Annotated in this window: 21 protein-coding genes and 4 pseudogenes; 21 read left to right on the top strand and 4 right to left on the bottom strand. The window is 63.3% G+C overall.

What is annotated here, in order from left to right; all coding sequences use genetic code 11:
* The 3 genes and pseudogenes from BZ163_RS35410 to gspG form a co-directional block, all read right to left on the bottom strand.
* Positions 1 to 188, bottom strand: a pseudogene (locus BZ163_RS35410) (hypothetical protein); the annotation flags it as partial.
* A 28-nt stretch (positions 189 to 216) separates the two neighbouring features.
* Positions 217 to 1,404, bottom strand: coding sequence for a type II secretion system F family protein (locus tag BZ163_RS05375; protein WP_128870075.1), 1,188 nt, complete (start codon positions 1,402 to 1,404; stop codon positions 217 to 219).
* A 12-nt stretch (positions 1,405 to 1,416) separates the two neighbouring features.
* Positions 1,417 to 1,851 (bottom strand): type II secretion system major pseudopilin GspG, encoded by a 435-nt coding sequence (gspG, locus tag BZ163_RS05380; RefSeq protein ID WP_128870076.1) that lies wholly within the window; start codon positions 1,849 to 1,851, stop codon positions 1,417 to 1,419.
* Positions 1,852 to 2,046: 195 nt separating this feature from the next.
* On the opposite strand from gspG, the gene BZ163_RS05385 reads away from it, so the two are divergent.
* The 21 genes and pseudogenes from BZ163_RS05385 (at position 2,047) to BZ163_RS35415 (ending at position 25,612) form a co-directional block, all read left to right on the top strand.
* Positions 2,047 to 2,655, top strand: coding sequence for a lytic transglycosylase domain-containing protein (locus tag BZ163_RS05385; protein ID WP_128870077.1), 609 nt, complete (start codon positions 2,047 to 2,049; stop codon positions 2,653 to 2,655).
* Positions 2,656 to 2,861: 206 nt separating this feature from the next.
* Positions 2,862 to 8,679: pseudogene (gene mnxG, locus BZ163_RS05390) on the top strand (manganese-oxidizing multicopper oxidase MnxG).
* A gap of 162 nt (positions 8,680 to 8,841) precedes the next feature.
* Positions 8,842 to 10,707, top strand: a complete 1,866-nt coding sequence (locus BZ163_RS05395; protein ID WP_371916786.1) for a YncE family protein — start codon at positions 8,842 to 8,844, stop codon at positions 10,705 to 10,707.
* 12 nt (positions 10,708 to 10,719) lie between these two features.
* Positions 10,720 to 11,376, top strand: coding sequence for an SCO family protein (locus BZ163_RS05400; protein ID WP_128870078.1), 657 nt, complete (start codon positions 10,720 to 10,722; stop codon positions 11,374 to 11,376).
* Positions 11,373 to 11,993, top strand: coding sequence for an SCO family protein (locus BZ163_RS05405; RefSeq protein WP_128870079.1), 621 nt, complete (start codon positions 11,373 to 11,375; stop codon positions 11,991 to 11,993). The genes BZ163_RS05400 and BZ163_RS05405 overlap by 4 nt, the downstream gene beginning before the upstream one ends.
* A 9-nt stretch (positions 11,994 to 12,002) precedes the next feature.
* Positions 12,003 to 13,554 (top strand): annotated as a pseudogene (locus BZ163_RS05410) (ABC transporter substrate-binding protein).
* A 13-nt stretch (positions 13,555 to 13,567) separates the two neighbouring features.
* Positions 13,568 to 14,521 carry a peptidylprolyl isomerase gene (locus BZ163_RS05415; protein ID WP_128870080.1) on the top strand — a complete coding sequence of 318 codons (954 nt, stop codon included), beginning with the start codon at positions 13,568 to 13,570 and terminating at the stop codon, positions 14,519 to 14,521.
* 222 nt (positions 14,522 to 14,743) lie between these two features.
* Entirely contained in the window at positions 14,744 to 15,277 is a 534-nt protein-coding gene (locus tag BZ163_RS05420; RefSeq protein WP_128870081.1) for a response regulator, read from the top strand.
* Positions 15,278 to 15,346: 69 nt separating this feature from the next.
* Positions 15,347 to 17,053 (top strand): GspE/PulE family protein, encoded by a 1,707-nt coding sequence (locus BZ163_RS05425; protein ID WP_128870082.1) that lies wholly within the window; start codon positions 15,347 to 15,349, stop codon positions 17,051 to 17,053.
* A complete protein-coding gene (locus BZ163_RS05430; protein WP_128870083.1) occupies positions 17,034 to 17,837 on the top strand; it encodes a hypothetical protein in 804 nt (267 codons plus the stop codon). Before BZ163_RS05425 ends, BZ163_RS05430 begins: the two co-directional genes overlap by 20 nt.
* Position 17,838: 1 nt before the next feature.
* Positions 17,839 to 18,384: a PilN domain-containing protein gene (locus tag BZ163_RS05435; RefSeq protein ID WP_128870084.1), complete on the top strand. Its 546-nt coding sequence runs from the start codon at positions 17,839 to 17,841 to the stop codon at positions 18,382 to 18,384.
* A complete protein-coding gene (locus BZ163_RS05440; RefSeq protein WP_128870085.1) occupies positions 18,371 to 18,919 on the top strand; it encodes a GspMb/PilO family protein in 549 nt (182 codons plus the stop codon). Before BZ163_RS05435 ends, BZ163_RS05440 begins: the two co-directional genes overlap by 14 nt.
* On the top strand, positions 18,919 to 19,437 hold the full coding sequence (locus tag BZ163_RS05445; RefSeq protein ID WP_128870086.1) for a hypothetical protein: 519 nt from the start codon (positions 18,919 to 18,921) through the stop codon (positions 19,435 to 19,437). The genes BZ163_RS05440 and BZ163_RS05445 overlap by 1 nt, the downstream gene beginning before the upstream one ends.
* A complete protein-coding gene (locus tag BZ163_RS05450; RefSeq protein ID WP_128870087.1) occupies positions 19,434 to 21,266 on the top strand; it encodes a secretin N-terminal domain-containing protein in 1,833 nt (610 codons plus the stop codon). Before BZ163_RS05445 ends, BZ163_RS05450 begins: the two co-directional genes overlap by 4 nt.
* Before the next feature lie 2 nt (positions 21,267 to 21,268).
* A complete protein-coding gene (locus tag BZ163_RS05455) occupies positions 21,269 to 21,742 on the top strand; it encodes a type II secretion system protein (protein WP_128870088.1) in 474 nt (157 codons plus the stop codon).
* A 3-nt stretch (positions 21,743 to 21,745) separates the two neighbouring features.
* Positions 21,746 to 22,120 carry a type II secretion system protein gene (locus BZ163_RS05460; RefSeq protein WP_064678369.1) on the top strand — a complete coding sequence of 125 codons (375 nt, stop codon included), beginning with the start codon at positions 21,746 to 21,748 and terminating at the stop codon, positions 22,118 to 22,120.
* Entirely contained in the window at positions 22,095 to 22,631 is a 537-nt protein-coding gene (locus tag BZ163_RS05465) for a type II secretion system protein (RefSeq protein WP_128870089.1), read from the top strand. Before BZ163_RS05460 ends, BZ163_RS05465 begins: the two co-directional genes overlap by 26 nt.
* Positions 22,628 to 23,017 (top strand): curli production assembly/transport protein CsgE, encoded by a 390-nt coding sequence (csgE, locus tag BZ163_RS05470; protein ID WP_128870090.1) that lies wholly within the window; start codon positions 22,628 to 22,630, stop codon positions 23,015 to 23,017. The genes BZ163_RS05465 and csgE overlap by 4 nt, the downstream gene beginning before the upstream one ends.
* Positions 23,014 to 23,448: a curli assembly protein CsgF gene (locus BZ163_RS05475; RefSeq protein WP_128870091.1), complete on the top strand. Its 435-nt coding sequence runs from the start codon at positions 23,014 to 23,016 to the stop codon at positions 23,446 to 23,448. The genes csgE and BZ163_RS05475 overlap by 4 nt, the downstream gene beginning before the upstream one ends.
* A 28-nt stretch (positions 23,449 to 23,476) precedes the next feature.
* A complete protein-coding gene (locus BZ163_RS05480) occupies positions 23,477 to 24,343 on the top strand; it encodes a CsgG/HfaB family protein (protein ID WP_128870092.1) in 867 nt (288 codons plus the stop codon).
* A 1,062-nt stretch (positions 24,344 to 25,405) separates the two neighbouring features.
* Positions 25,406 to 25,612, top strand: coding sequence for a DUF6124 family protein (locus BZ163_RS35415; protein WP_224791031.1), 207 nt, complete (start codon positions 25,406 to 25,408; stop codon positions 25,610 to 25,612).
* Positions 25,613 to 25,888: 276 nt separating this feature from the next.
* Here BZ163_RS35415 and BZ163_RS05495 read toward each other — a convergent pair.
* Positions 25,889 to 26,295, bottom strand: a pseudogene (locus BZ163_RS05495) (curlin); the annotation flags it as partial.

The raw sequence follows: 26,295 nt of genomic DNA on the forward strand, positions 1-26,295 counted from the left end.
CCACTACCGCCGCCACCGCCGCCACCACTACCGCCGCCACCGCCTCCACCACCACCACCACCACCGCCACCGCCACCATCCTTGGCCTGAGCACTCGATACACCGGACAACCCGTCCGGCATCAATACGGCGGACGCAGACAGAACCGCGCCAATAGCCACCGCCAGCAACAGCCTTTTCATGTGCATATCGATCTCCGTCTTGTTGTCGGGTGTATCAGTGAATGCTCGAGGCCAATTCGAAAATCGGGATGTACATCAGGATCACGATGACCCCGATCAGCAAGCCGATGAAGGTCATGAGCAGGGGTTCGAACAGCCGCACGAACCATTCGATCCAGCGGCTGATTTCTTCGTCGTAGAAGTCGGCGCTGCGTTCCATCATCTGCCCGAGGTTGCCGGACTGTTCGCCGGCGCGCAGCAGGCGCAGGGATACCGGTGTCACCAAGTGATTGAGTTCCAGCGCGGCCGACAGCGATTGCCCTTCGCGCACCCGTTCGCAGGCCTGGTCCAGGCGGGCGCGGGAGGCGACGGTCAGCAGGCCGCGGACCATGCCCATGGCCGTGACGAGGGGGATGCCGCCTTGCAGCAGGATGCCCAGGGAGCGGTAAAAGCGCGCCAGTTCGTACATGAAGATGCGTTGATGGACCGCCGGGAGTTTCTCAATGACCCGGTCCAGGCCTCGGCGAAAGGCCGGTTGGCGCTGGAGGAAGGCGAGGGCGACGATGATCGCCGCCAAGGCACCGAAGAATTCACCCTGGTGCGCGTGCAGGAACATCCCGCCGCTCATCAGGACCTGCGACAGCCACGGCAGGTTCGAGCCCAGGCCTTCGAACACCAGGCTGAAACGCGGCACCACATAGCCCATCAGGAACAACACCACGCCGCCGCCCACCACCAGCAACAGCAAGGGGTAGATCGACGCGCTGACGATCTTCTGTCGAACCTCGTCCATGCGCTGGCGATAGCTGACATAGCGGCCGAGGGCATCGCCCACGGCGCCGGTTTTTTCACTCGATTGCACCAGCGCGACATAGAGCGGCGGGAATACCGCCGACAATTGCCCGAGGGCCTGGGAGAACGACTTGCCTTCATACAGCAGGCGCACCAGTTCACTCAAGGTCTTGCGGGCCTGGGGCGCATTTTCTTTTTCCGCCAGGCTTTCCAGCGCATCGATCAACGGCAGGCCGGCGTTGAGCAAGGTGGTCAGTTCCTGGCTGAACAACACCAGGTTGAACGTCTCGCGCTTGTGCAGGCGCAACGCCCGCCAATGCCGCTCGACGTGCAGGCTCACCACCCGCAAGCCCTGGTCTTCGACGATACGCCGGGCTTCGCTGTGGCCGGGGGCTTCGACTGTCATCGAGACCACACCCGCCTTGCCCACGGCCTTGAGGTGAAAGCGCATGTTCGTCCCTCGTCATTGCCAGCTGGTGATTTCGGCGTTTTCGCCTTCGCCGCCGGGTTGGCCGTCCTTGCCCATGGACAGCAGGTCGTACTCGCCGTTTTCGCCGGGGTGGCGGTAGGTGTAGTTGTGGCCCCAGGGATCCTGCGGCAGCTTTTTCTGCAAATAAGGACCGGTCCAGCGGGTCTCATCGCTCGGCGCGGTGATCAGCGCCTGCAAGCCCTGTTCGGTCGACGGGTAATGACCGACCTCCAGCCGGTACAGATCCAGGGCCTTGCCCAGGCCCTCGATTTGCGCCTTGGCCACCTTCACTTCGGAACGCCCCAGCTGGGCGAAATACTTCGGCGCGACGATGCCGGCCAACAGCCCGAGCACGACCAGCACCACCAACAGTTCGAGCAGGGTGAACCCGCTTTGCGTTCGCGGGGTACTACACAGACGCTGATTCATGATGACCTCACACAGTGGGCAAAAGGGTCGCCATGACGTCTTATGCAATTGCCATGCTCACGCCCGGATACCCCGCTGCAAGCCCCGGATCACGGGCCTTGGCCGAGTCGGCACAGTGCTTGCGTACAGCAGGTGTACGACCGGCCATTGGGGCATTAGCCCCATTTTTCGGGGCCGGTCAGGGGAGGCAGAGCAATGAAAACACTCACCATGGGACTGCTCGGGCTGCTGCTGCAGACCGGTGTCGTACAGGCCGATGTGTTCGTGTCCGTGGACGCCAAGGGCAGCTACGTGCTGTCCAATGTCTACCGTCCCGGTCGCACCTACGAGCGGGTGATTCATGAGCCTGAATCCGCCCAGGCCAGCACTGGCGGGCAACCGCAGATGATTGCCCGGCAACCCTATGCCGAGCTGGTGTCTGCGGCGGCGGCGGCCAATCAACTGCCGGCGGCGCTGTTGCATGCCGTGATCCAGACCGAGTCCAGCTACAACGCCGGCGCGACCTCACCCAAGGGCGCCGGCGGGCTGATGCAACTGATGCCCGACACCGCCCGGGAAATGGGCGTGATCGACGTCTACGACCCCAAGGCCAACATCCAGGGCGGCGCCCGTTATCTCAAGCGCCTGATGACCCTCTTCGGCAATGACATCAGCCTCGCCGTAGCGGCCTACAACGCCGGGCCGCAAGCGGTGCTCAGCCGTGGCGGGGTGATCCCGCCGTTCGCCGAAACCCAGCGTTATGTGCCCAGCGTGTTGCGCCAGTACCGACGCTTGCAGGGCCTGGCCGTGGATGCGCCGTTGTGATCGGCAGCTGTGGGACAAGTTTCCCCAACAATGGGGCAAGAAGTCCCGACCCGTAAAAGGGGGAATGGGTGGGGAATATCCCCCGGCTTAGCAAATGCTATCTGTAACTGATTGATAAACAACAATAATATTTATGGCATGCGGATTGCTCCAAGGGACTTGTCGAGAATTATTCCCTGTGAGCACCCACAGCGAGGCCCGTGATCATGACCGGCATACCCAACGCTCAGTCCCTTTTCAAATTGCTGCTGTTGGTGGCGCCGATGCTCGGCATCGGGGTGGCCGAAGCGGCGTTGCGCTGTGAACGCAATCTGGTGGCCAACGTCGTGGCCCTGGATCAGCCACTGATGTTCAACCGCCTTGGCGCGCAGAACGTCAACGGCATGATGTTCGCCCTGCGCCGCGACGTGGTCGACGACCATGACCGGTCCCTGGCCCAGGGCGGCTCGGCGGTGCCGGGCAAAGTCTCGCTGCGACCGGACAAGCGTCCGCGGCCATTGGTGCTGCGGGTCGCTGCGGGTGACTGCCTGACCATCAACCTGCAGAACCTGCTGGCCTACCAGGCCAACCCCGGTTCGCACGAGGACGGCGAGGAAGAAGAGGGCGAGGAAGGCGAGGTTGAAGTCGGTGACGCAGCCAATTTCAAGGTCGACGAGCAGGTCAAGGATCGACACGTCGGCTTCCAGGTCAACGGCATGCAGGCGGTCAATAGTATCGATGACATTGCGTCCTATACCGGGCGCAACGCCAATACCTTGATCGCCCCGGGTGCCAGCCGTTCCTACACCCTGTATGCCGAGCGCGAAGGCGCATTCGCCGCCAGCAGCCGCGGCGCGACCTTCGGTGGCGAAGGGGATGCGGGCAACGTGGCCAACGGTCTGTTCGGCCAGGTGGTGGTGGTGCCCAAGGGTGGCCGCACTTATCGCAACACCGTGACCGAAGAAGAAATGCGCCTGGCCAGCGCCGGCCGCACCCCGGCCGGCCAGCCGATCGTCGCGACCAGGCGCGTTACCCGCAGCGCGAGCCGTGGATCCGTGAAGGCAAGGCCGGCACGCCGATCATCAATATGGTCGACGGCAACGAAATCATCTCCAGCGAGAGCGACGCGATCGTGATGGGCGGCAACGCCGACGGCAGCTTCCCGCCTTCGACCTACCCGCTGGAAGCCCTCGGCAAACGCAACCCGGCGATCCCCAATCGCCTGGAGCCGTTCCGCGATTTTGCTTCGCAGTTCCAAGATGAAACCGCCGCGACCCAGGCATTCCCCGCGTATTGGGCTGACCCGGTGATGGCCCACGTGCTGGAGCCGACCCGCGACTCGTTCATGATCAACTACGGCTCCGGCGGCATGGGGGCCGAGGTGGTGGCCAACCGTCTGGGCGTCGGACCGATGCACGACTGCCTGTCCTGCGCCTACGAAGAGTTCTTCCTCAGCTCCCACACCGTCGGCGACGTGGCGATGCTGGTGGACGTACCGGCCAACACCGGCCTGGAAGGCATTCTCCCGGGGCAGGTACCGAACGCCGATCAGATCGGGGTCAAGGCGACCATGGCGCTGTACCCGTCCGAACCGTCGAACGTCAACCACAGCTACATCGGTGACTTCGTCAAATTCCGCAACACCCACAACGGTCACGAGCAGCATATTTTCCACCTGCACGGGCACCAGTGGTTGTTCAACCCCAACGACGACAACTCCGATTATGTGGACGCCCAGGGCATCGGCCCGGGTGCCGGCTACACCTATGAAATCGCCAACGGTGGTTCGGGCAACCGCAATCGCGTAGCGGGCGATGCGATCTATCACTGCCACTTCTATCCACACTTTGCCCAAGGCATGTGGAGCATGTGGCGGGTGCACGATGTGTTTGAAGAAGGCACCAGACTCGAAGTATCCCAACAAGGCAGCGACGGTTTCCACAGCGAACCTTATGCATTGCGCAGCGGCAAACCGGCGGCTGGCGCTCGGGCCTTGCCCGATGGCGAAATCATTGCCGGCACACCGATTCCCGCGGTTGTACCGCTGCCGGGCAAGGCCATGGCACCGATGCCGGGCAAGGTCGCGGTGGTGCCGAAAATCGGCGAAACCCTGGTGGCCGGTGGCGATGATGATGATGACGACGGCGAACACCACGGCGGCAGCGGCGGCGCCCAGGCCATCGGTTCCCTGGCCCTGGTCGATCGCAGTGAAGCCAACCGCAATGCCGACGGCAGCCTGAAAAACCCTGGCTATCCGTTCTGGATCGGCGGCATGGAAACCTCAGTCGGCCAACGCCCACCAACCCCGCCACTGGACATGCTCGACGCGGCTAAGGCTCAGTCCCTGAAAACCAGCGGCAATGCGTTGTGGGCCAACCTCGACCCGGCTCAGTCCGGCGGCTGGGACGGCGGCCTGGGACGGCATTCCCTGGATGGCTTCTCCGCCGGTGGCGAGGCGCACACCATTACCACCTCCCTGGATTTCTCCAAGGAAGTGACCCGGGCCAAACCCATCTACATGCCGGAAGAGGGCACCGAAGTCGAACAGGCGGCCATGGCGTTCCACGCCAAAAAAGACCACCCAAGCTTTGCCGTGCTGCCGGGCAAGCAGGTGGTGGCGCGCAATTTCCGCACCAATGGCGCGTTACCGATCGCGGGCGCTCCGTATTACGAACCGTGCATGGATGACCGGCAAAAGCGCCTGACCAGCAGCGCCGGCACCGGCGAGTTCAATAGCGGTGAACGGGTTGACGGCATGTCCTACACCGGTTCCTCGACCTTCACCGCCGACCGTCCACGGGTCTATAAAGCCGCGAACATCCAGTTCGACGCGGTGTACAACAAGGTCGGCTACCACTTTCCGCAAGCGCGCATCCTCGCCCTGTGGGAAGACGCCTGGCCGGTGATCACCAAGCAGCGTCCACCAGAGCCGCTGGTGATGCGCATGAACACTTTCGACTGCGTGCAGTACCAGCAAACCAACCTGGTGCCGGCCACCTATGAGATGGACGACTATCAGGTGCGTACGCCGACCGACGATGATCGCCAACACATTCACCTGCCGAAATGGGACCTGACAGCGGCCGACGGTTCGGCCAACGGCTGGAACTACGAGGACGGCGTGCTTTCCCCGGGTGCCGTGCAAGAACGCATCCACGCCATTCGCGAGTTCAACCAGTGCGAAGGCACCGACCCGCGTGACGGCACGCCGGCCTGTCCCAAAGCCAAGGCGCACCCGTTCTTTGGCCAATACGGCCGGGCCGACTGGGTCGCGCGCGCACGGCGATGCAGCGCTGGTTCGTCGATCCGGTGGTGAACGCCAAAGGTGTCGACCGTGGCCTGGGGACCATTTTTACCCACGACCACTTAGGCCCATCGACTCACCAACAGATTGGTCTGTACGCCACCGTGCTGGCCGAACCTGCCGGCTCCACCTGGTTCCACGCCGAAACCGGCGAGCCGTTGTACAGCGGCGCGCGGCAGGACGGCGGACCGACTTCGTGGCAGGCGGTGGTGTCTACCGGCGACCTGGACGGCGACGGCAAGAACGACAGCTTCCGTGAGTTCTTCCTTGAGTACAGCGACTTCCAGCATGCCTATGAAGCCGGTGTGTATGTCGGTGCCGGCCCCAACGGCGTGCCTAACCCGCAAGCCTTCCCGGCCACCGCTGACAGCTTCCGCTACGCAATCAACCCGCCGGTGCGCAATAACGCCAGCAACCTGCTGGAAGGGATCGTCGAAGTGCAAGGCGGGCAGGTGCCCGGTTGCCCAAGCCGCCCATGCCCGCAAGCGATCTCGGTCGATGACCCGGGCATGTTCGTGGTCAATTACCGCAACGAACCGCTGGCCCTGCGGGTATATGACCCGAACAAGGTTGGCCCGGACGGCAAGCGCGGCATGCAGGCCGACGGCCTCGGCGGCGACCTGGCGTATGCCATGCAAAGCCGTACCGACCGTGCGATCCCGGCAATGAACCTGGCGCCGAACCTGGTCACTGCGGCCACCGGCCCCACCGGCGGCACCACGCTGTTCCCGCCGCACATCAACCGTGGCGGCGCGGAGCCGGGCGACCCGTTCACCCCGATGCTGCGCACCTACACCGGTGACAACGTGCGGCTGCGGGTACATGCCGGCGGTCACGAAGAAGAGCACAACGTGACCCTGCACGGCGTGAAATGGCTGCAGAGCGGGTCCGGGTTCGGCAACAGCTCCAACTCGGGCTGGCGCTCGTCGCAGATGGTCGGGATCTCCGAGCAGCTGGGCTTCAATGCGCCGGTGTCGATGATGTCCAGCTCGGCCGCGACCACCGGGGATTACCTGTACTCGATGGACGCCTCCCTGGAAGGCTACTGGAGCGGGATCTGGGGCGTGATGCGCAACTACACGGCCCAGCGCAGCGATCTGTTCGCGGTGCCGAACAACGCGAAACCGACGGGTATGCGCAATACGGTTGCGTTCGATGGCATCTGCCCACGGTACGGCGCCAACCCGAATGGCATCGGTACCCGGCCGACCGTGCAACGCAACTATGAAGTGGTCGCGGCGCTGGCCAACGACATTCTGCGCAATCCGCTGAACCTGGCGATCGGCGATCCGGCCGGGCTCGGGCAACATGTCGGCGGGCCGTTGAATCCGGCGGGCGGCACCCTGGTGTTCAACTCACGGACGGTGAGCATTCCGCAGGTCACCGTAACCGACCCTGAAGACGGTGAGACCTTCACCATCGGCGGGCAAAGCGGGCCACTGCATGACCCGACAGCGATCCTGTATGTGCGCAAGGGTGACCTCGATCCGATCACCGGCAAGCTCAAGCCTGGCATACCTGTCGAACCGCTGGTACTGCGCGCGGCGGCCGGTGATTGCATCAACATCACCCTGGAAAACCGTCTGCCACTGATCATGCCGGACCTGACCCAGACTGCAGTGATGCAAGGCATGGTCAAGCGCGATCGCAACAGCGGCCTGGGCGCGACCACCTTCAGCAACAACCTGATGCGGCCGTCCAGCCACGTTGGCCTGCACGCGCAACTGCTGGCGTATGACATCACCAAGTCCGACGGCACCAACGTCGGCGCCAACCCGATCCAGACCGTGCCGCCACGGGTGGGCACAGTCGGCGCGTACCCGACGCGTACCTATAAGTACTACGCCGGGCACCTGGAACGTGAAGGCAAGCCGATCACGCAACTGGGCCGCAATGTCGACAACATCAACGCCACGGCGGTGGAGTTCGGCGGGTTGAATTTCACCCCGGCGGACGTCATCAAACAACCGCAGAAAGGCCTGGGCGGGGCGATGAGCATCCTGCCGATCGGGGCGACCTGGGTTGACGATGCGCGCAAAGTGACGGCCACGGTCACCGCACCGGGGCAAACCACCTACCGCGACTTTGCGATGGTCTGGCAGAAAGCCTTGAACATCCGCTGGGCCAACGGCCGGCCGGTGGAAGGCATTGCCGCCGAAGGCCTGGGTGTGCCGACCGATCCGCAGGACAACTCGAGCATGGCCATCAACTACAAAGCCGAGCCGCTGTGGTTCCGCTTCGGGCTGGCACCGGATGCGCCCTTTGGGCATGCCGATGGCCATGGTTACGGTGACGTGCCCAATGCGCACATGGCCTACAGCAACGCACTGGTGGGAGGCGATCCGCAAACGCCAGTGCTGTATGTGAAGCCGGGGCAACCGTTCCGCACCCACATCATGATGCCCACCGGTGGCAGCCGCGGTACGACCTTCCAGCTTGACGGTCACGTCTGGTCGGTCAACCCGTTCCAGTCGGAGAAGAGCGATACCGGCGGTTACCCGATGAGTACACCAGGGGTGGGTTCGGTGCGGTTCGGTTTTAACCCGATGTCGATGTACATCGGCGCACGGGAAAGCATCCTGCCGGCGGCGCACTTCAGCTTCATGCACCCGAGCGCCGGGGGCAGCAATGCGATACCGGGCGACTACCTGTTCCGTGACTACGGCGCCTACGGCAACACCGCCGGACTATGGGGATTGCTGCGGGTAACCAACGAGCCCGAACCGGCACCGGCACCGTAGGAGCGATGGGAGGGGGGCAAATGTCCCCCCCTGTGGGAGCGGTCAGACAGGCACAGATCTGTAAGGGGAGAACAATATGAACAGGACCATCATAGTCGCCGTTTGGGCGCTGCTTGTAGGGTTGGCGCTGATCTGGCTGGCGTATGGCGCGCGTGGCAGCCGGTGTTGCTCAGCGAAGTGGCGGTGCCGAAGACCTGGAGCAAAAACACCCTGGTGCGTGACGGGGTGACGGTGGCATATGAGCTGAAGCCGCTTGCCGGAAGCGGCGTGCTGCGCGAGGGTGAGTTCGCCGACGTGCGCTTTCGGGTCACCGACAGCGCCTCGGGCCAGCCACTGTCGGGCGTCGCTCCCGGTGCCTGGCTCGACCCGGAAACCATCGCCGCCGACCAGGCCCAGGGGCGTGAGCAAAGCTGCAAATCCAGGGTCGGCGTGTTCCTGAAATCGAGCATCGGCGCACGGCCGCTGCTCGACCTCAACAGCTACTTCCTGCTGGTGATGAACCGCGATGCCAGCGTCTCGGTGGTCGACCCTTCGGTATCGGTGGGCGGGATCACCAGCACCATGGCGCGGATCGATATCAAGCAACCGCCGATGGACTGGGTGACGCCCCGGGACAACAAACGCGTGTTCGTGTCGATGCCCACTGCCGGGGAGGTGGCGGTGATCGACAGCGAGCAATTCAAGTTGATCGACTCGGTAGCCGCCGGCAGCAACCCGGTGCGGTTGGCGTTGCAGCCGGACGAACGCCTGCTGTGGGTCGGCAACAACGCAAAGGCTGCCGAGGACTCCGGGGTCACGGTGATCGACACCCAGAGCCTCAAGGTGCTCAAACACCTGCCCACCGGTGCCGGGCATCACGAAATCACGTTCAGCAAGGACAGCCGTCATGCCTTCGTCACCAACCGCGACGACGGCACGCTCAGCATCATCGACATTGCCAGCCTGACCATCAGCAAACAATTGAAGACCGGTTCGCACCCGTTATCGGCCGCATACTCGTCGCTGTCCCAGGCGGTGTACGTCAGCGACGGCCAGGACGGCACCGTGACGGTGGTCGATAGCGCCAGCCTGGCGGTGCGCCGGGTGATCAAGATCAAACAGGGGCTGGGCCCGATGGGCTTCAGCGCCGACGGACGTTTCGGCATCGTGCTCAACACCCTGGAGAACCAGGCCGCGGTGATCGACGCCGCCACCGATGCATTGATCCATGAACTGGACGTGTCCGCCGAACCCTATCAGGTGGTGTTCACCAAGGCCTACGCCTACATCCGCGGACTGGCCTCGGCCAAGGTGACGATGATCAACCTGTCGTCCCTGGGTGAAGGCCGCAAGCCGATCAGCCAGGGTTTCGACGCAGGGCCACAGGCACCGCGCCTGGCCGGTGACTTGCCGCTGGCGTCGAGCCTGGCGGTGTCGCGGGACGACAATGCGGTATTCGTGGTCAACCCGGTGGACAACACCACCTACTTCTATGCCGAAGGCATGAACGCGCCGATGTCCGGTTACCCCAATCGCGGCCAGGTGGCCCGTGCGGCGCTGGTCATCGACCGCAGCCTGCGCGAAGTCGAGCCGGGGCTGTACAGCGCGCGGATCAAACTGCCGGACGCCGGCCGGTTTGACGTGGCCTTCCTGCTTAACCAGCCGAATATCATCCATTGCTTCACGGCGCTGGTCGAGCCGGACAAAACCCGCAACCAACACCCGGGCCTGCCGAAAGTGGAGTTCATGCTCGACAAAACCACGGCCGCTCTCGGCAGCCCTTACGTCGTGCGCTTTCGCATCGTCCAGGGCAAACAGAAGGCCCAGCGCAGTGGCGTGAAAGACGTCCAGGTGCGCTACTTCCGCGCCCCGACGTCCCGCGCCCAGGAAGTCGCTGCCCTGGAGGTGGGGGACGGGATTTATGAAGCGCCGGTAACCCTCGACCAGGACGGCGCCTGGTACCTGCATGTGCGCGCAGCCTCCCTCGGCGCGAGTTTCGACGACAAGACATTTGCCAGCGTTCGGGTCCTGCCCGGCGATACCCACTAAGAGGAAACTGACATGAATCGATTCGCAAACAGTGGGCTGCTGACGCTCTGCCTGTTGGCCGCCAGTGTCGGCCAGGCCCTGGCGCACTCGGCAGATGAACACGCCGGCCATGAAATGCCGGCCAAAAGCGCCAGCTCGGAGAGCGCCCAGGTCAAGTTCGCCGACGTGGCACTGGTGGACCAGAACGGTAAGGCAGTGCGCCTGGAAAAGGACCTGGTGACCGACAAGATCGTGGTCATGAGCTTTATCTACACCAGTTGCACCACGGTCTGCCCGGTAGTGTCCTCGATCATGGCCAAGGTGCAGAAACAGCTCGGCGCCCGGGTCGGCAGCGAAGTGCAGCTGGTCTCCATCAGCATCGACCCGCAACGCGATGACGCCAAACGCCTGAACGACTATGCCCGCACCTTCCAGAACGGTCCGGGCTGGAGCTGGCTCACCGGCAGCGTGCAGTCGGTCAACGAAACCCTCAAGGGCCTGGGCAGCTTCAGCGGCGATCTCAAAAGCCATCAGCCATTGATCCTGGTGGGGGACGGCAATAGCCACAACTGGACCCGTTATTACGGCTTCACCGACCCGACCGTGCTGACCCGTGAAGTGGAAAAGCTCAGCGGCCAGCGCAACGGACGTAACAAGCACACGGCCATTGCCATGGAGCAGCACCCATGAAAGCGCTCGCCTTGATTCTCCTGACGATGGGCCTTTGCGTAAGCAGCGACCGGGCGTTCTCCCATGAAGGGCACGCGAGCGCCGCGCCTGCGGTGGCCACCGCGCAACCGGCCGGCGGCACCCGCGATGCGCAGACCTGGTTCACCGACACGCCGCTGCAGGACCAGAACGGCAACACCCTGCGCTTCTACAGCGACGCGTTGCAGAACCGCGTGGTGCTGCTGAACGTGATTTTCACCAGCTGCAACGATGCCTGCCCGCTGATCACCCGCAAGCTCAAGGAAGTTCGCGAGGTGCTGGGTGACAAGGCCGATGGCATCACCTTTATCTCCCTTACCAGTGATCCGCTGCGGGACACCCCGGCGGTGCTCAAGGCTTATACCTTGAAGCAGGGCGTCGATGGGCCCCACTGGCTTTTTCTCACGGGCGACAAGGCGCAGATCGACCTTGTACTGAGCCGCATCGGCCAGATCCTGCCGAGCCCCGAGCAGCATTCCACCCAATTGATCGTAGGGGACGTCGCCAACAAGCGCTGGAGCAAGATCCGTCCCGATGCCCCGGCCGCCGCCATTGCCCAGCGCTTGCAGTTGCTGACAATGCCCGTGGCCGGCCGTTGAGCCCGCGCCATGAAGACCTTACTCATCCTCGGCCTGCTCCTGCTCGGCGGCATCAGTTTCGCCGCCCAGGGGCTGCCCCTGAGCCCCAGTGAAAGTGCCGGCAAGCGGCTGTATCGCGAAGGGGTGTCGGGCAGCGGTGAGCCGAATCATGGCCCGGGTCGGTGCGGCGAACATGCTGCTGCCGGCCAGCAGCCTGCCGTGCGCCAACTGCCATGGCAACGACGGCCAGGGGCGGCCGGAAGGCGGGGTACGGCCGCCGGACCTGAGCTGGTCGCGACTCACCAGCAGCTATGGCCAGCAGCAAATCAATGGCCGTGACTACCCGGCGTATACCGAAGGCCTGTTGGCGCGGGCGATTCAGGAAGGACGCGATCCGGGCAACAATCGGCTCGATCCGGCGATGCCGCGGTTCGTCTTGTCGATGAATGATCAGCGCAACCTCACGGCCTACCTCAAGCGGCTGGCCGATGACCGCGACCCGGGCCTGACCGCCGGGAACCTGCATCTGGGCACGTTATTGCCACGCGAGGGACCGTTGAGCGAGGAGGGCGCCACGGTGGCTGCGGTGCTCAGGGGCAGCGTGGCGCGCATCAACGAAGCGGGCGGGATTCATGGTCGGCAGTTGTACCTGACGATTGTCGACCCGGGCCCGGACCGCGCCAGTGCCGAGCAGGCGCTGGACCAATTGATCAATCAGGAGCAGGTGTTTGCGTTGATCGCGCCGCTGGTCCCGGCACTGGACTCGGATCTGGCGGCACGCCTGGAACGGGCCGGTATCCCGCTGATCGGGCCGTTGTCGCTGCTGGGGACGGCCCAGGTCAGTCGGCAGATCTTCGAGCCGCTGCCGGGGTTGCGTGAACAACTGATCGCCCTGGCCGATTACGCCACCAACAGTTTGCGGGTGCTCCAGGGACCGACGCTGATCACCTACCCGGACGAGCCCGGACAACAGGTGGCGGCGCAGAACCTCAGCCAGTACCTGCAGGATCACGCCTGGCAAAAGGTGAGCCTGCAAGCCTATGACCCGGCACGGGACGATTTGCCACTGGGCTCGCGCTCGGTGTTCTACCTGGGCAGCGGCGGCGGTTTCAGTCGCCTCGCCGCGCGCTTGCAGACCGCGGGGCAGGTGCCTTACCTGTTCGCCGCCTCGAACCAGGTGGCGGGCGATCTGTTGCAAGTGCCCAGTGGTTTTTCCCGGCGGGTGTTTCTCGCCTATCCGTTCGTGCCCAGTGACTGGACGCTGGCCGGACGCCTGGCCCTGACCCGCATGCGCGAGCACCAGGGGCTCGGCGGGCAGCACGCGGTGCTGCAAGTGGGCGCCTTCAGTTCGATGCTGCTGTTTAGCGAGGGCATGAAGCAGGCCGGGCGCGACGCCAGCCGCGAGAAGCTCGTCAGCGCCCTCGAGGGCCTGCATGACTTCGAGACCGGGCTGACCCCGAGGATCAGCTTCGGTCCGGGTCGCCGCCAGGGCTTGAGCGGCGCGCACATCGTTACCGTCGAGCTGCCCGGCCAGCGCTTCTATCTGGTAGCCCCCTACAAACCCATTGCCGCCACGCCATGACCGGAGGTCGATGATGAAACTCAATACTGTGCTGCTCCTGCTGGTGATGTCGGTGCCCGCGGCGTTTGGGGGCAACGGCCCGGTCGCTGCCCGGGTCAACGGCGAGGACATTTCCGAATGGCGCCTGGAGCGTTATTTCGCCGAGTACCTGGAGGACCAGGGCCGGGCCGTGGCCAGCATTCGCAATCCCAAGGCCTACAAACAATTGCGTCAGGCCGCCCTCGATGCGCTGATCGACCGCGAGTTGCTGTGGCAGGAAGCGGTCAAGCGCGGGGTGGTGATCAGCGACGCCACGGTGCGCAGCCAGGTCGACCAGACTCGGCAGGCCATCGGCGATCCCGCCAAGTTCGCCCGGCGCCTGGAAGACGCCGGCTTCGACGAAGCCGGTTATATCGAATACACCCGCCGTGAGCTCGCCGCTCGTCAGGTGTTCGCCGAGCTGACCCAGGCCGCCGGGCCGGACGAAAAGCAGATCCGCGCCTTCTACGAAGCTCATCGCGCCGAGATGAGCCGGCCCGAGGAAGTCCAGGCCCGGCACATCCTGATCAAAGTGGCGCAGGATGCCGACCCTTCCACAGTTGAAGCCGCGCGACTACGCTTGGAGCGGATGCGGCTGGAAATCAGTCAGGGCGAGGACTTCGCCAGCGTGGCCCGGGCCGGTTCCGAAGATGCATCCGCCAGCGAAGGCGGGGACCTGGGCTATTTCCCCCGGGGGCGCATGTTGCCGGAGTTCGAAGCGGCGGCGTTCGCCTTGGCAACGGGAGCTGTCAGTACGCCTGTGCGTACGGCGGTCGGCTGGCATTTGATCAAGGTGCAGAACCACCTGGAGGCGACCGATGTCTCAGAGGAGCAAGGGCTTGAGATGGTCCGGGTGTACCTTGCCCGGCAACACCAGGCCCAGGCTCGTCGAGACGTTCTGGCGCAGTTACGTTCCAGTAATCGAATCGAGCGAATTGACGATGATTGAAGGTTTACCCCCCAATACTGGGGAAAGAACTTCAGTGCCACTCCACACGCTTCCCCGCCTTTGGGGGGAGGGGGTGCTGGAAGATAGGGCATTGTCTTCAAATTCAAGGACATGAAGAGATAATAATACCGGCGCCCAGCCTGGCATGAAGTGTGCGTTAGTCCTGTAAAGGGCGCACTCCCAGGGCTGGAACATCGGACCTGCGGTTTCAAGGAGTCGACCTTGTTAAACAAAGTACTGGTTGTCGAAGACGAACAGCTCCTTGGCGAAAACCTCAAGGATTACCTTCAGGCGCAAGGGTTGGACGTCCGGATTGCACATGACGGAGCGACGGGTATCGGTGAAGCCGAACGGTTCGCCCCCGATGTGATGGTGTTCGATTACCGCTTGCCCGATATGGAAGGCTTTGAGGTGCTCGATGCTGTCCGCCGGAACAGGAATTGTCATTTTGTACTGATCACGGGGCACCCCACCGCTGAAGTCTGTGAGCGGGCCCGGCAACTCGGAGTCAGTCATATCCTGTTCAAACCCTTTCCATTGGCGGAATTGGCCCGGGCAGTCTGCGATCTTCTGGGCATGCAGCGCGAACCCAAAGCAGGCATGAGCACATCCGAAGGTTTTGTCGAACGACGCCAGAGCAGGACCGAAAGTTTCCCGCTGCAGTTGTACGACGGCAGTTGGGTGCTGGCAGATCGTCGACGAATTCCATCGACGTCCGAGGCACCAGACGACGGACAATTGCTCACCGGGGATTAGGGGCGCGACAAGCTGTAATGGCTCGCCGCGTCGACAGGGCTCAAAGCCCCCGGCGTTGGAGAGCATGCCATGGACCGTCTATCCCTTGTCGTCGAACCGGCGCTGCTGGACTGTGTACCGTCTCGTTTTTCCAGTGAGCAACTGGCCCAGGCCCGGGCCCGGGCCACCAGCTCCGGCGAGCGGGTCCTGGAAGCCCTCGGGGTGCTGTGCGAACTGGCCCCCATGCCTTTCATCCAGTGCCTCGGCGCGACCCTGCATTATCCGGTGCTCGACACCGACAGCCTGTTTCAAGCCACCCCGGTGTTCGACCGGGTCACCCTGGCCCAATGCCTCAAGCGCGAATTCATCCTGCTGCGTCACGCCGATGCGGTGATCGGTGTGTTTGCCGACCCCTTCGACACCTCGCGCCTGGCCTGGATCGATGACTGCCTGCATGGCGCGCCGCTGTACCTGGTGCACGCCGACGACCTGAAAGCCTACCTGGCGCGCCACGAAGAGAGCTTCCACGCGGTGGAATCGCTCAACGCCCAGGCCGACGCCAACATCGAAATCGATACCCTGCAAAGCCTGTCCCTGACCAGCATCAGCGAAGATGCCAGCGTGGTGGTCAAGCTGGTCAACTCGACCCTGTACGACGCGCTGAAAATGCACGCCAGCGACATCCACCTGGGCACCACCGGCAGCGGCCTGGTGATCAAGTACCGCATCGACGGCGTGCTGAACAACATCAGCAAGATCCAGGGCAGCGAGTTCGCCGAACAGGTGATTTCCCGGGTCAAGGTCATGGCCGAACTGGACATCGGTGAAAAACGCGTGCCCCAGGACGGTCGGTTCAAGATCGGTATCAGCGGCCGGCAGATCGACTTCCGGGTGTCGATCATGCCGAGCATTTTCGGCGAGGACGCGGTGCTGCGGGTACTGGACAAACAGGACCTGGCGGACAAGGTCAGCGGCGTGCAGTTGCAGGCCCTGGGCTTTGAAGAACACACCCTGCGCCAGCTGCGCCGGCTGGCCGCCGAACCCTACGGCATGGTGCTGGTCACCGGTCCGACCGGCAGCGGCAAGACCACCACCCTCTACGCGATGATCACCGAGATCAACCACGGCGTGGACAAGATCATCACCATCGAAGACCCGGTGGAATATCAATTGCCCGGCGTGCTGCAAATCCCGGTCAACGAAAAGAAAGGCCTGACCTTCGCCCGCGGCCTGCGCTCGATCCTGCGCCATGACCCGGACAAGATCATGGTCGGTGAAATCCGTGACCCCGACACCGCACAGATCGCCGTGCAGTCGGCGCTCACCGGGCACCTGGTGTTCACCACCATTCACGCCAACAACGTATTCGACGTGATCGGCCGCTTCACCCAGATGGAAATCGACCCCTACAGCCTGGTCTCGGCGCTCAACGCGGTGCTGGCCCAGCGCCTGATCCGCCTGGTGTGCGCCAGTTGCAGTGCGCCGAGCTATCCGACCGAGGAGGAGCTGCGCCTCTCCGGACTCGATCCGCAACAGGTCGACCACTTCCAGTTTGTCCACGGCAAGGGCTGCGGCCATTGCCGGGGCACCGGTTATCGCGGGCGTACCGCAATCGCCGAGCTGCTGCATCTGGACGACGAGCTGCGGCAGATGATCGTCGAGCGCCAGCCTGTTTCGAAAATCAAGGCACACGCTTGCACCCGTGGCTTGCGCCTGTTGCGCGAGTCGGCGCTGGAACTGGTTGCAGAAGGGCGGACCACGCTCGAGGAGATCAATCGTGTCACTTTTGTCTCGTGATCGTTTTGTCGCCGTGCTCGGCGCCAGCAGCGTCGGCCTGGGCCAGCGCAAGGGCAACGACACCCTGTGGCTGGGCAGCGTCGGCTTTATCGACGAAGGCTTCCATGCCTGGGCCGTGGCCCTGGACACCCTCGACCGGCTGCTGGCTGAACACACCCGGGCCGGTGCCGAATTGAGCGTGGTGATTTCCGGGCACTTCAGCCGTTTTTGCCTGGTGCCCTGGAGCGACCAGATCAGCAGCCCTGACGAACTGCAGGGGTTCGCGCACCTGTGTTTCGAAGACCTCTACGGCGTACCGACTCAACCCTGGAGCCTGGTGTTGTCGGCCGAGCCTGCTGGCTACGACCGTATCGCCAGCGCGCTGCCGCAAGACCTGCTGGCGCGCCTGCGCAGCCTGGTGAGCGAGCGCGGCCTGCGCTTGCGCTCGGTGCAGCCGTACCTGATGGCGGCCTTCAACCACTTCGATAAAAGCCTCGACGCCGGCGACTTCCTGTTCGTGGTCGCCGAGTCGGTGCGCAGTGTGTTGCTGCTGGCCCGGGAAGGGCGTTGGGCGGCGGTGCGTTCGGTCGGCACCGGCGACAGCGACGCCGCACTGACCGCGCTGATCGGTCGCGAAAGCCAGTTGCAGGCCTCCACCAGCGAGCGGCCATTGAGCGTCTACCTGCATGCGCCGGCGCGTATCGAGGCGCAGCCCGACGTACCCGGTGTGCAGCTGCGCACCCTTGAAGAGGACCGGACCGGCGTACGCGATGCGTTGTACGTCATGTCCCGGGCGGTGGCCTGACATGCGCGCCCTGATGCTCGACTTCCAGCCGCGTCGCCGCTCGGGCCCCTTGGGCTGGAGCCTGCTGGCAGGCGGCCTGGTGCTGACCCTGGGCTGTTGCTTCATCCAGCAGCACCTCAGTGAACAGGCCGCGCAACAGCAAGGCCATCTGCAGTCCGCCCAGCGCGTCCTCACCGGCGACGCCGGCAGCAAGACCAGCCTGACCCCGGCCGAGACCCGGGAGCAGGCGCAGAACCTGGCCGAGATGCGCAAGGTTTCGCAGCAACTGCGCCGGCCCTGGGAACGGCTGTTCGCCATGCTCGAAACCCTGCCCCGGGATGACATCGCCTTGCTGACCCTGACCCCGGATGCGCGCAAGGGCCAGGTGCGGATCAGCGCCGAGGCACGGGACCTGGAAGCCATGCTCGCGTTCCACCAGCGCCTCGAAGCCAGCGCGAGCCTGTCCGACGTGTCGCTGCTCAGCCACGAAATCGTCGTCAAATCGCCGGAGCAACCGGTGCAATTCAACCTGTCGGCCAGCTGGGAGATCGGTGATGCAAATCTCTAGATTGATCGTCCACGAATACTTGCAAGGCCTGGGCGTGCCCGGCCTGGCCGGGCTGGCAATGCTGCTGCTGGCGCTGCTGTATGGCCTGGGCGGCCTGATGCCGGACTGGCAGGCGCTGCAAACCCTCAGCCAGCAGACCCGCGAAGCCGGCGAGTACCTGGCCCGGGTCGAAGACGGCAGCGTCGCCGCCCCGGTGGTGCCGCAACGCCAGCTTGACGATTTTCGCAGCAAGCTGCCGTCCCAGCCCCAGGCCACGGTTGCCATCGACAAGATCTACGCGCTGGCGGCCCAGGAACACATCACCCTGGCCCGCGGTGAATATTCCCTGGGCATCGACCCCAAGACCCATCTGGCTCGCTATCAGATCTTGCTGCCGGTGCGCGGCAGCTACCCGCAACTGCGGCGCTTCCTGCATGCCTTGCTCGGCCAGCTGCCGGCAGTGGTGGTCGAGGACGTGGAGTTCCAGCGCAAGAAAATCGCCGACACCGACCTGACCGGGCGGATCCGCATGACCCTTTACCTGTCGAGGTCATGATGAATACCAAGCGCGCAGTGGGTTGGGTGGCGTTCTTCGGCGTGGCCGCGGCGCTGACCTGGGTGCCCGATTACTTCATGCCGTCGGAACAGGTCGAGGTCTCGGTCGTCGCCGCGTCCACCTCGGGTACCGGCAAAACCCGCGGCGCACTGCCAGCGGCGTCGGCCGCGAAAAAGCCGGCGGCGGTCAAGGACCTGACCCCGGCAGGCGATCTGTTTGCCGCCCGCAGCTGGAAGGCGGCCCCGACGCTTGCCAGCGTCACCGAACAACCCGTCATCGTCACCCCGGTGGTGCAAGCCCCCAGCGCACCGCCGATGCCATTCCAGTTCATCGGTCGGCTGGATGACCGTTCCGACCTGCAAGTGTTTTTGCAGAACGGCGAAAAAATATACGTCGTGCGCAAAGGGGATGTGATCGACGAAACCTGGCGGATCGAGGGCATTTCCGATGTGGAACTGAGCTTTATCTACCTGCCGCTGCATTTGTCCCAGACCTTGTCTGTGGGGAGCACGCAATGAACCAATCCCGTTTGTTGATAAGCCTTGGCCTGTGCACAGTGCTGGTCGCGTGCAGTACGGCGCAAGTGGCCAACAAGGAAGCGTCCGAGCTGATCGAACAGGGCCAGTACGAAGCCGGCCTGGCCCGGGTCGAGGAAGGGCTGCGGGAGAACCCGCGCGATACCGAGTTGCACCTGTTGCGCAACAGCGGTCGGGCCAAGGCGATCACGGCGCTGCTGACTCAGGGCGACACCGATCGCGCACGCCGGGATTTCGCCTCGGCACGCATGGCCTACAGCCGGGTGCTGACCATCGAGCCGAACAACCGCCGCGCCCAGGACGCCCTGCGCCAGCTTGAGTATCTGCGCAGCATGGAAGACAAACTCGAACTGGCCCGTGGCGACTTGCGTCGCGGTGACATCTACGGCGCCGATCGCCAGGTGAAACAGATCCTCGAACTCGACCCGAAGAATGAAGGCGCGCTGGAACTGCAAGGCAACATCCGCCTGGTCCAGAGCCGCAACGTGATCCCCTATCCGCAGCTGCGCACCCGCCTGGACCGGCCGGTGACCCTGGAATTTCGCGACGCCAACCTGAAGGTGATTTTCGAAGTGCTGTCCCAGGTCGCCGGTTTGAATTTCATCTTCGACAAGGACCTGCGCCCGGACATGAAAGCCACCATCTTCGTGCGCGACGTGCGCATCGAAGACGCCGTGGAGCTGCTGCTGCAACAGAACCAGCTGCACCAGAAAGTGGTGAACGAAAACACTTTGCTGATCTACCCGGACTCGCCGCAGAAGGTCAAGGATTACCAGGAGCTGGTGATGCGCACCTTCTACCTGACCAGCATCGATGCCAACACCGCGCTGAACATGATCAAGACCATGCTCAAGACCCGCGACGTGTTCGTCGACGAACGCCTCAATACCCTGACCATGCGCGACAGCGAAGACGCCGTGCGCATGGCGGAAAAGCTCCTGCAGTCGCAAGACCAGTCCAACCCCGAAGTGGTGCTGGAAGTGGAGGTGATGGAAGTCGCGACCCAGCGGATTCTCGACCTGGGCCTGCAATGGCCCAACACTTTTGGCGTGGTCAACAGCGACGGTTCGGCGGTGACCTTGCTCGATCAACTCAAGGGCATCAACTCCGGCCGGATCAGCATCTCGCCATCGCCCCAGGCCAAGATCAACGCCCAGGACAACGACATCAACACCCTGGCGAGCCCGGTGATTCGCGTCAGCAACCGCGAGCAGGCACGCATCCACATCGGTCAGCGCGTGCCGATCATCAGCGCCACCTCGGTGCCGTCGACCCAGGGCCCGGTGATCACCGAAAGCGTCACTTACCTGGATGTCGGTCTGAAACTGGAAGTGCAGCCGACCGTGCACCTGAACAACGAAGTGGCGATCAAGATCGCCCTGGAAGTCAGTAACGCCACCCCGCTGGAGCCGACCCGCCAGGGCACGATTCCGGTGCAGGTCGACACCCGCAACGCCCAGACCACCCTGCGCCTGCATGACGGCGAAACCCAGATCCTCGCCGGCCTGATGCGCAACGACCATGGGGCGACCGGCAACAAGATTCCCGGCCTTGGCGACATACCCGGGTTGGGCCGTTTGTTCGGCAGCAACAAGGACACCGTCGGCAAGTCGGAACTGGTGCTGTCGATCACCCCGCGGATCGTGCGCAACCTGCCGTACCAGAGCCCCTCGGACATGGAATTCCCGACCGGCACCGAAACCAGCATGCACATCCAGGCGCCGGACCGGCAGCTGGAGTCGGCTGCTGCGCCGGCGGCTATCGATCGGCCGGTCGCGGTCACCACCCAAGTCGTTATCGAGAAGCCTTGATCATGAACGCCTCGCAACGTGGTTTCACCCTGATCGAAGTCGTGGTGACGCTGGCCCTGATCGGCCTGCTGGCCGGCATGGCCGCGCCGCTGACCGAGACCGTGGTGCGCCGGGGCAAGGAACAGGAGCTGCGCACGGCGCTGTACCAGCTTCGCGACGCCATCGACGCCTACAAGCGCGCCTTTGACGCCGGTTATATCGAGAAGTCGCTGAACAACAGCGGCTATCCACCCAATCTGCAAGTGCTGGTGGATGGCGTGCGCGATGTGCGCAGCGCCAAGGGCGCCAAGTTCTATTTCCTGCGCCGGGTGCCCCGCGACCCGCTGGCCCCGGTCAAGCGCGACGACGAAGGCGGCTGGGGCTTGCGTTCCTATGACAGTACGGCTCAAAGCCCGCGGGAGGGCGAAGACGTCTTTGACGTCTACTCCCAGGCGCGCGGCAAGGGTCTCAACGGCATCGCCTACCGGGAGTGGTGACTTATGCGCCGGGAAAAGGGTTTTACCCTGCTGGAACTGATGGTGGTCATGGCAATCATCGCGACCCTGATGACCATCGCCTTGCCCCGCTATTTCAACAGCCTCGAAGCCTCGAAGGAGACCACCCTGCGCCAGAGCCTGTCGGCGATGCGCGAGGCGCTGGACCACTACTACGGCGACACCGGGCGCTACCCCGATTCCATCGAACAACTGGTGGAGCAGCGTTACCTGCGCAACCCGCCGATGGACCCGATTGCCGAGCGCAAGGACCTGTGGGTCCTGGTGGCGCCGCCGGACGGTGTGCCGGGCGGGGTTGCCGATATCAAGAGCGGTGCCACAGGGAGGGCGCGTGATGGCAGCCTTTATGCCGAGTGGTAGGCCCTCGAACCAGGCGGGTTTCACCTACCTGGGCGTGCTGTTCCTGATCATGGTGATGGGCATGGGCCTGGCCAGTGCCGGCGAATTATGGTCGACCGCCTCGCGCCGTGACCGTGAACGCCAGTTGCTCTGGGTCGGGACCCAGTACGCCCAGGCCTTGCGCAGCTATTACCGCAGTTCGCCGGGCCTGGCGCAGTACCCCAAAGAGCTGGCGGACCTGGTGCAGGACGAACGTTTTCCCAACGCCAAACACCATATCCGCCAGCTGTACCCGGACCCGATCGGGGGCGGCGAATGGACCCTGATGCGCGGTTTCGACGGGCGCATCACCGGCCTCTACAGCCCCTCGACGGACAAGCCGCTCAAACAGGCGGATTTCCCCAGTCAATGGTCGGACTTCACCGGCATGGCCAGTTACAAGGACTGGCAGTTCGTGGCCGAGAAGGCGTTCCTCGAGGGCACGTCGGGGCCGAAAAGTCCGTCCAGGTCTGCACAAGGAGTGATGCCATGAACCGATTCTGCCTGGCCCTGATCCTGCTGCTGGCGACGCCGTTTGCCGCGGCCGCCGAAGAGGACGAAATGATGGGCTTTATCGTCGACGACACCATCTCGCACATCGGCCACGAGTTTTATTACGCGTTCAGTGAACGCCTGCGCGCCACCAGTCCCATGGATTTCAACCTGGTGGTACGCGAACGACCTTCCGCACGCTGGGGCAGCCTGGTGACGGTGGAGTACCAACAGCGTTTGGTTTATCGGCGCTTCCTGCCGCCGAACACCGTGGACCTCAAGGAGGAGGCGTCCGACGCCGCCGACTGGGTGCGCGGGCAGATCGTCAAACGCAAGCTGGAAGCCTTGTTGCAGGACACCACGGACCTTGAGAGGGACGAACTATGAAAACCAAAACGTTGTTGCGCCGCCCCGGACTTTCACTGGCCGCCATCTGCTTGCTCGGGTTGGCCAATGGCGGCCTGGTCCAGGCCACGGAGCTGGTCTACACGCCGATCAACCCGTCATTCGGCGGCAACCCGTTGAACGGAACCTGGCTGCTCAACAAAGCCCAGTCGCAAAACGACTACGACGATCCGGACTTGAAAGAGCGGACCTCGCTGGCCGGGACCTCGGCCCTCGAACGCTTCAGCAGCCAGTTGCAATCGCGGTTGCTGGGACAGTTGCTGGACAACATCTCCACCGGCAACACGGGGAGCCTGTCCACCGACGCTTTTATCGTCAACGTCATCGACGACTCCGGCGCACTGACTATTGAAGTGACCGACCGCGCGACCGGCGAAATTTCGGAAATCCAGGTGAATGGCCTGGCCCCTTGAGGGGCTCGGTCAATGGGGAGACAAGGACATGAAAAAGATCATAGCGCTAGGGCTGATGTTGGCGGCATTACAAGGGTGCAGTCTGCGCGAGCCGATGTCGGCGGAGCAGGACACCGAAACCCCGACCCTGACACCTCGGGCGTCGACTTATTACGACTTGCTGAACATGCCACGCCCCAAAGGCCGGTTGATGGCGGTGGTGTACGGCTTCCGGGATCAGACCGGGCAGTACAAACCGACCCCGGCCAGTTCCTTTTCCACCAGCGTGACCCAGGGCGCGGCGAGCATGTTGATGGACGCGATGCAGGCCAGCGGCTGGTTCGTGGTGCTCGAACGCGAGGGGCTGCAGAACCTGCTGACCGAACGCAAGATCATCCGCGCCTCGCAGAAAAAACCGAATACGCCGATGAATATCCAGGGTGAGCTGCCACCGCTGCAGGCGGCGAACATGATGCTCGAGGGCGGGATCATTGCGTACGACACCAACGTGCGCAGCGGCGGGGAAGGGGCCGGTTACCTGGGCATCGACGTTTCCCGCGAGTATCGGGTGGATCAGGTCACGGTGAACCTGCGGGCGGTGGATGTGCGCAGCGGGCAGATCCTGGCCAACGTGATGACCAGCAAGACCATCTACTCCGTGGCCCGCAGTGCCGGGGTGTTCAAGTTCATCGAGTTCAAGAAGTTGCTCGAGGCCGAGGTCGGGTACACCACCAACGAGCCGGCGCAGTTGTGTGTGTTGTCGGCGATCGAGGCGGCGGTGGGGCATCTGTTGGCCCAGGGGATTGAACGCAAGATGTGGCAGGTGGCGGGGGATAAGACCGCGCCGCTGCAGGATGAGACGCTGGATCGGTATTTGACCCAGGCCAAGGTGGTGCCTGAGGGTAAGGAAGAGTGAACGTGGCGGCCTTCGGGCCGACCAGGTTCTTGTTGGTTGAGTACATATCCATTGCTGCGGTAACGGCCGCTTATGGTTTCGCCCTGACGGTCGACTCCCTTTGGCAAACGCCCCAAAGGAAGCAAAGGTCTCGCCCCGGCGTCCGGCCCCTCGCCAAGGCTCGGGGTTCCTTCGCTCCGGTGTCCATCCGGGGACACTGCCCTCCGGTCTGCTTCGCGACGACCTACATGCAGCGTGTTCGACTGCGTCGAACGGCGCTGCGCGCCACTCCCCGGATGAACACCTCCACTCAGCCTCCCGAAGGGGCGGGTGGATCAAGATCAAAAGCTGCAGGCGAGCTAACGCTCGGCCTGATGAGTGGTGAGAAGCGAAAGAAGTACGCCGATCCAATGTAGGAGCTGGCTTGCCAGCGAAGACGGCCTGACAGCCAACCTGATCCTGCGGATCTACCCGGACCTTGTAGGAGCTGGCTTGCCAGCGAAGACGGCCTGACAGCCGACCTGATTCCACAGATGTCCCCAGATCTCTTGTGTAAGCGAGACCGGCTTGCCTGCGAAGGCGGCAGCCAGCCAGTTTTGTACGGGAGCATGTAATCATCTGTAGGACTGACTTGAGGCTACATCACCTTGCGCCATTGCCTACAACTACGCCAGAATCCGCCGGCTTGTGCACCCTGGGCCCTGACTCTATCGTTGCTGGGTCGCTGCAAATTCAGCGATCGGGTTTAGCGATCCGAACAGTTACAGGGAGCAACAGCACTCCACTCTTTTTTGCAGGTTTTTTATGTCTGCAATTTGATCATGGCGGCTGTGCGTCGGAGACTTTCGGGTCTGCCGGGTTTTCCTGTACCCCCCGGTTCGCTAACCTTCGTACAGCCGCCACCCTTGCTTGTTTAGCGACAGGTCATGGTGGTTTCATTTTTCTACAGAATCTTCACCATGCCCAAACCGACACCTAATCCCCCAGAATCGCAAACCGAAAGCACCACCGCCAGCTGCGCTTCCAGCCTTAGCCTCAAACCCGCCATTCTCAAAAAGCCATGTACCCCACAAACCCAGCACAATGTTCGTCATCGCCCCGGATATCGATACCGAAAGCCTGTTGGCCCACGCCTGTGAATCGCTGGCTTCCGCAAGTGTCATGGCCAGTGACTTCGCGACCTTTGTAGATGGGCCGCAGCGCAGCATGGTGTTGGGCATCCAGCAGGTGATCATGCTGGCCGACCGGGCAGTCAACCGGGCACTGGATAACCTCGATCCCCAAGGTTGACCCTCAACCACAGGAAATCGTCATGTGGGCCATGTTGCGATGACATCCTGATAGCCGACAATCAATCTCGACCGTACTCGATCCACTGTAGGAGCTGGCTTGTTGGATCGCCGCACCGCAGCGAAGGCGGAGGGTCAGTCGGCACATTCATCGCCTGGACGGACGCTTTCGCTGGCAAGCCAGCTCCTACAGGGGGCAGCGGCGCACATCCTGGTCCATGCGGACGAAAAAAAAACCGCGATCCCAAAAAGAGTCGCGGTTTTTTTGTTGGCGAAACTACTGCTGCAGAACAGTCGCCTGGTTACCCGTCCCATACTGCTGCACAGTCGCCATCTGCGTCATCCCACTCTGATCAACCCTGGCAATGTTCCCCGACCCCTCCTGGGTCACATACGCCACGTTCAGGCTGTCAGCCTGTTTCACAGTGATCTGGTTATCACTCCCATACTGGGTAGTGAACGCCTGGTTATCCATGCCCGACTGATCGTACTCGGTACTGTTGCCCGAACCGTTGCTGGTGCCCAGGGCCAGGTTGGTGGTGCCGCGTTGCGAGGCGATGAGGATGTTGTCGCTGCCGTTCTGGTCGAAGTACAGCTCGTTGTAGTTGTCGGCCTGGCTGACGGTGGTCTTGTTGCGGTACCGGCCTGGTTGGTGGTCATGATTTGGCCGCGCCGGCCTGGGTG

The sequence above is a fragment of the Pseudomonas sp. VI4.1 genome (assembly GCF_002029345.1).
GTDB lineage: Bacteria > Pseudomonadota > Gammaproteobacteria > Pseudomonadales > Pseudomonadaceae > Aquipseudomonas.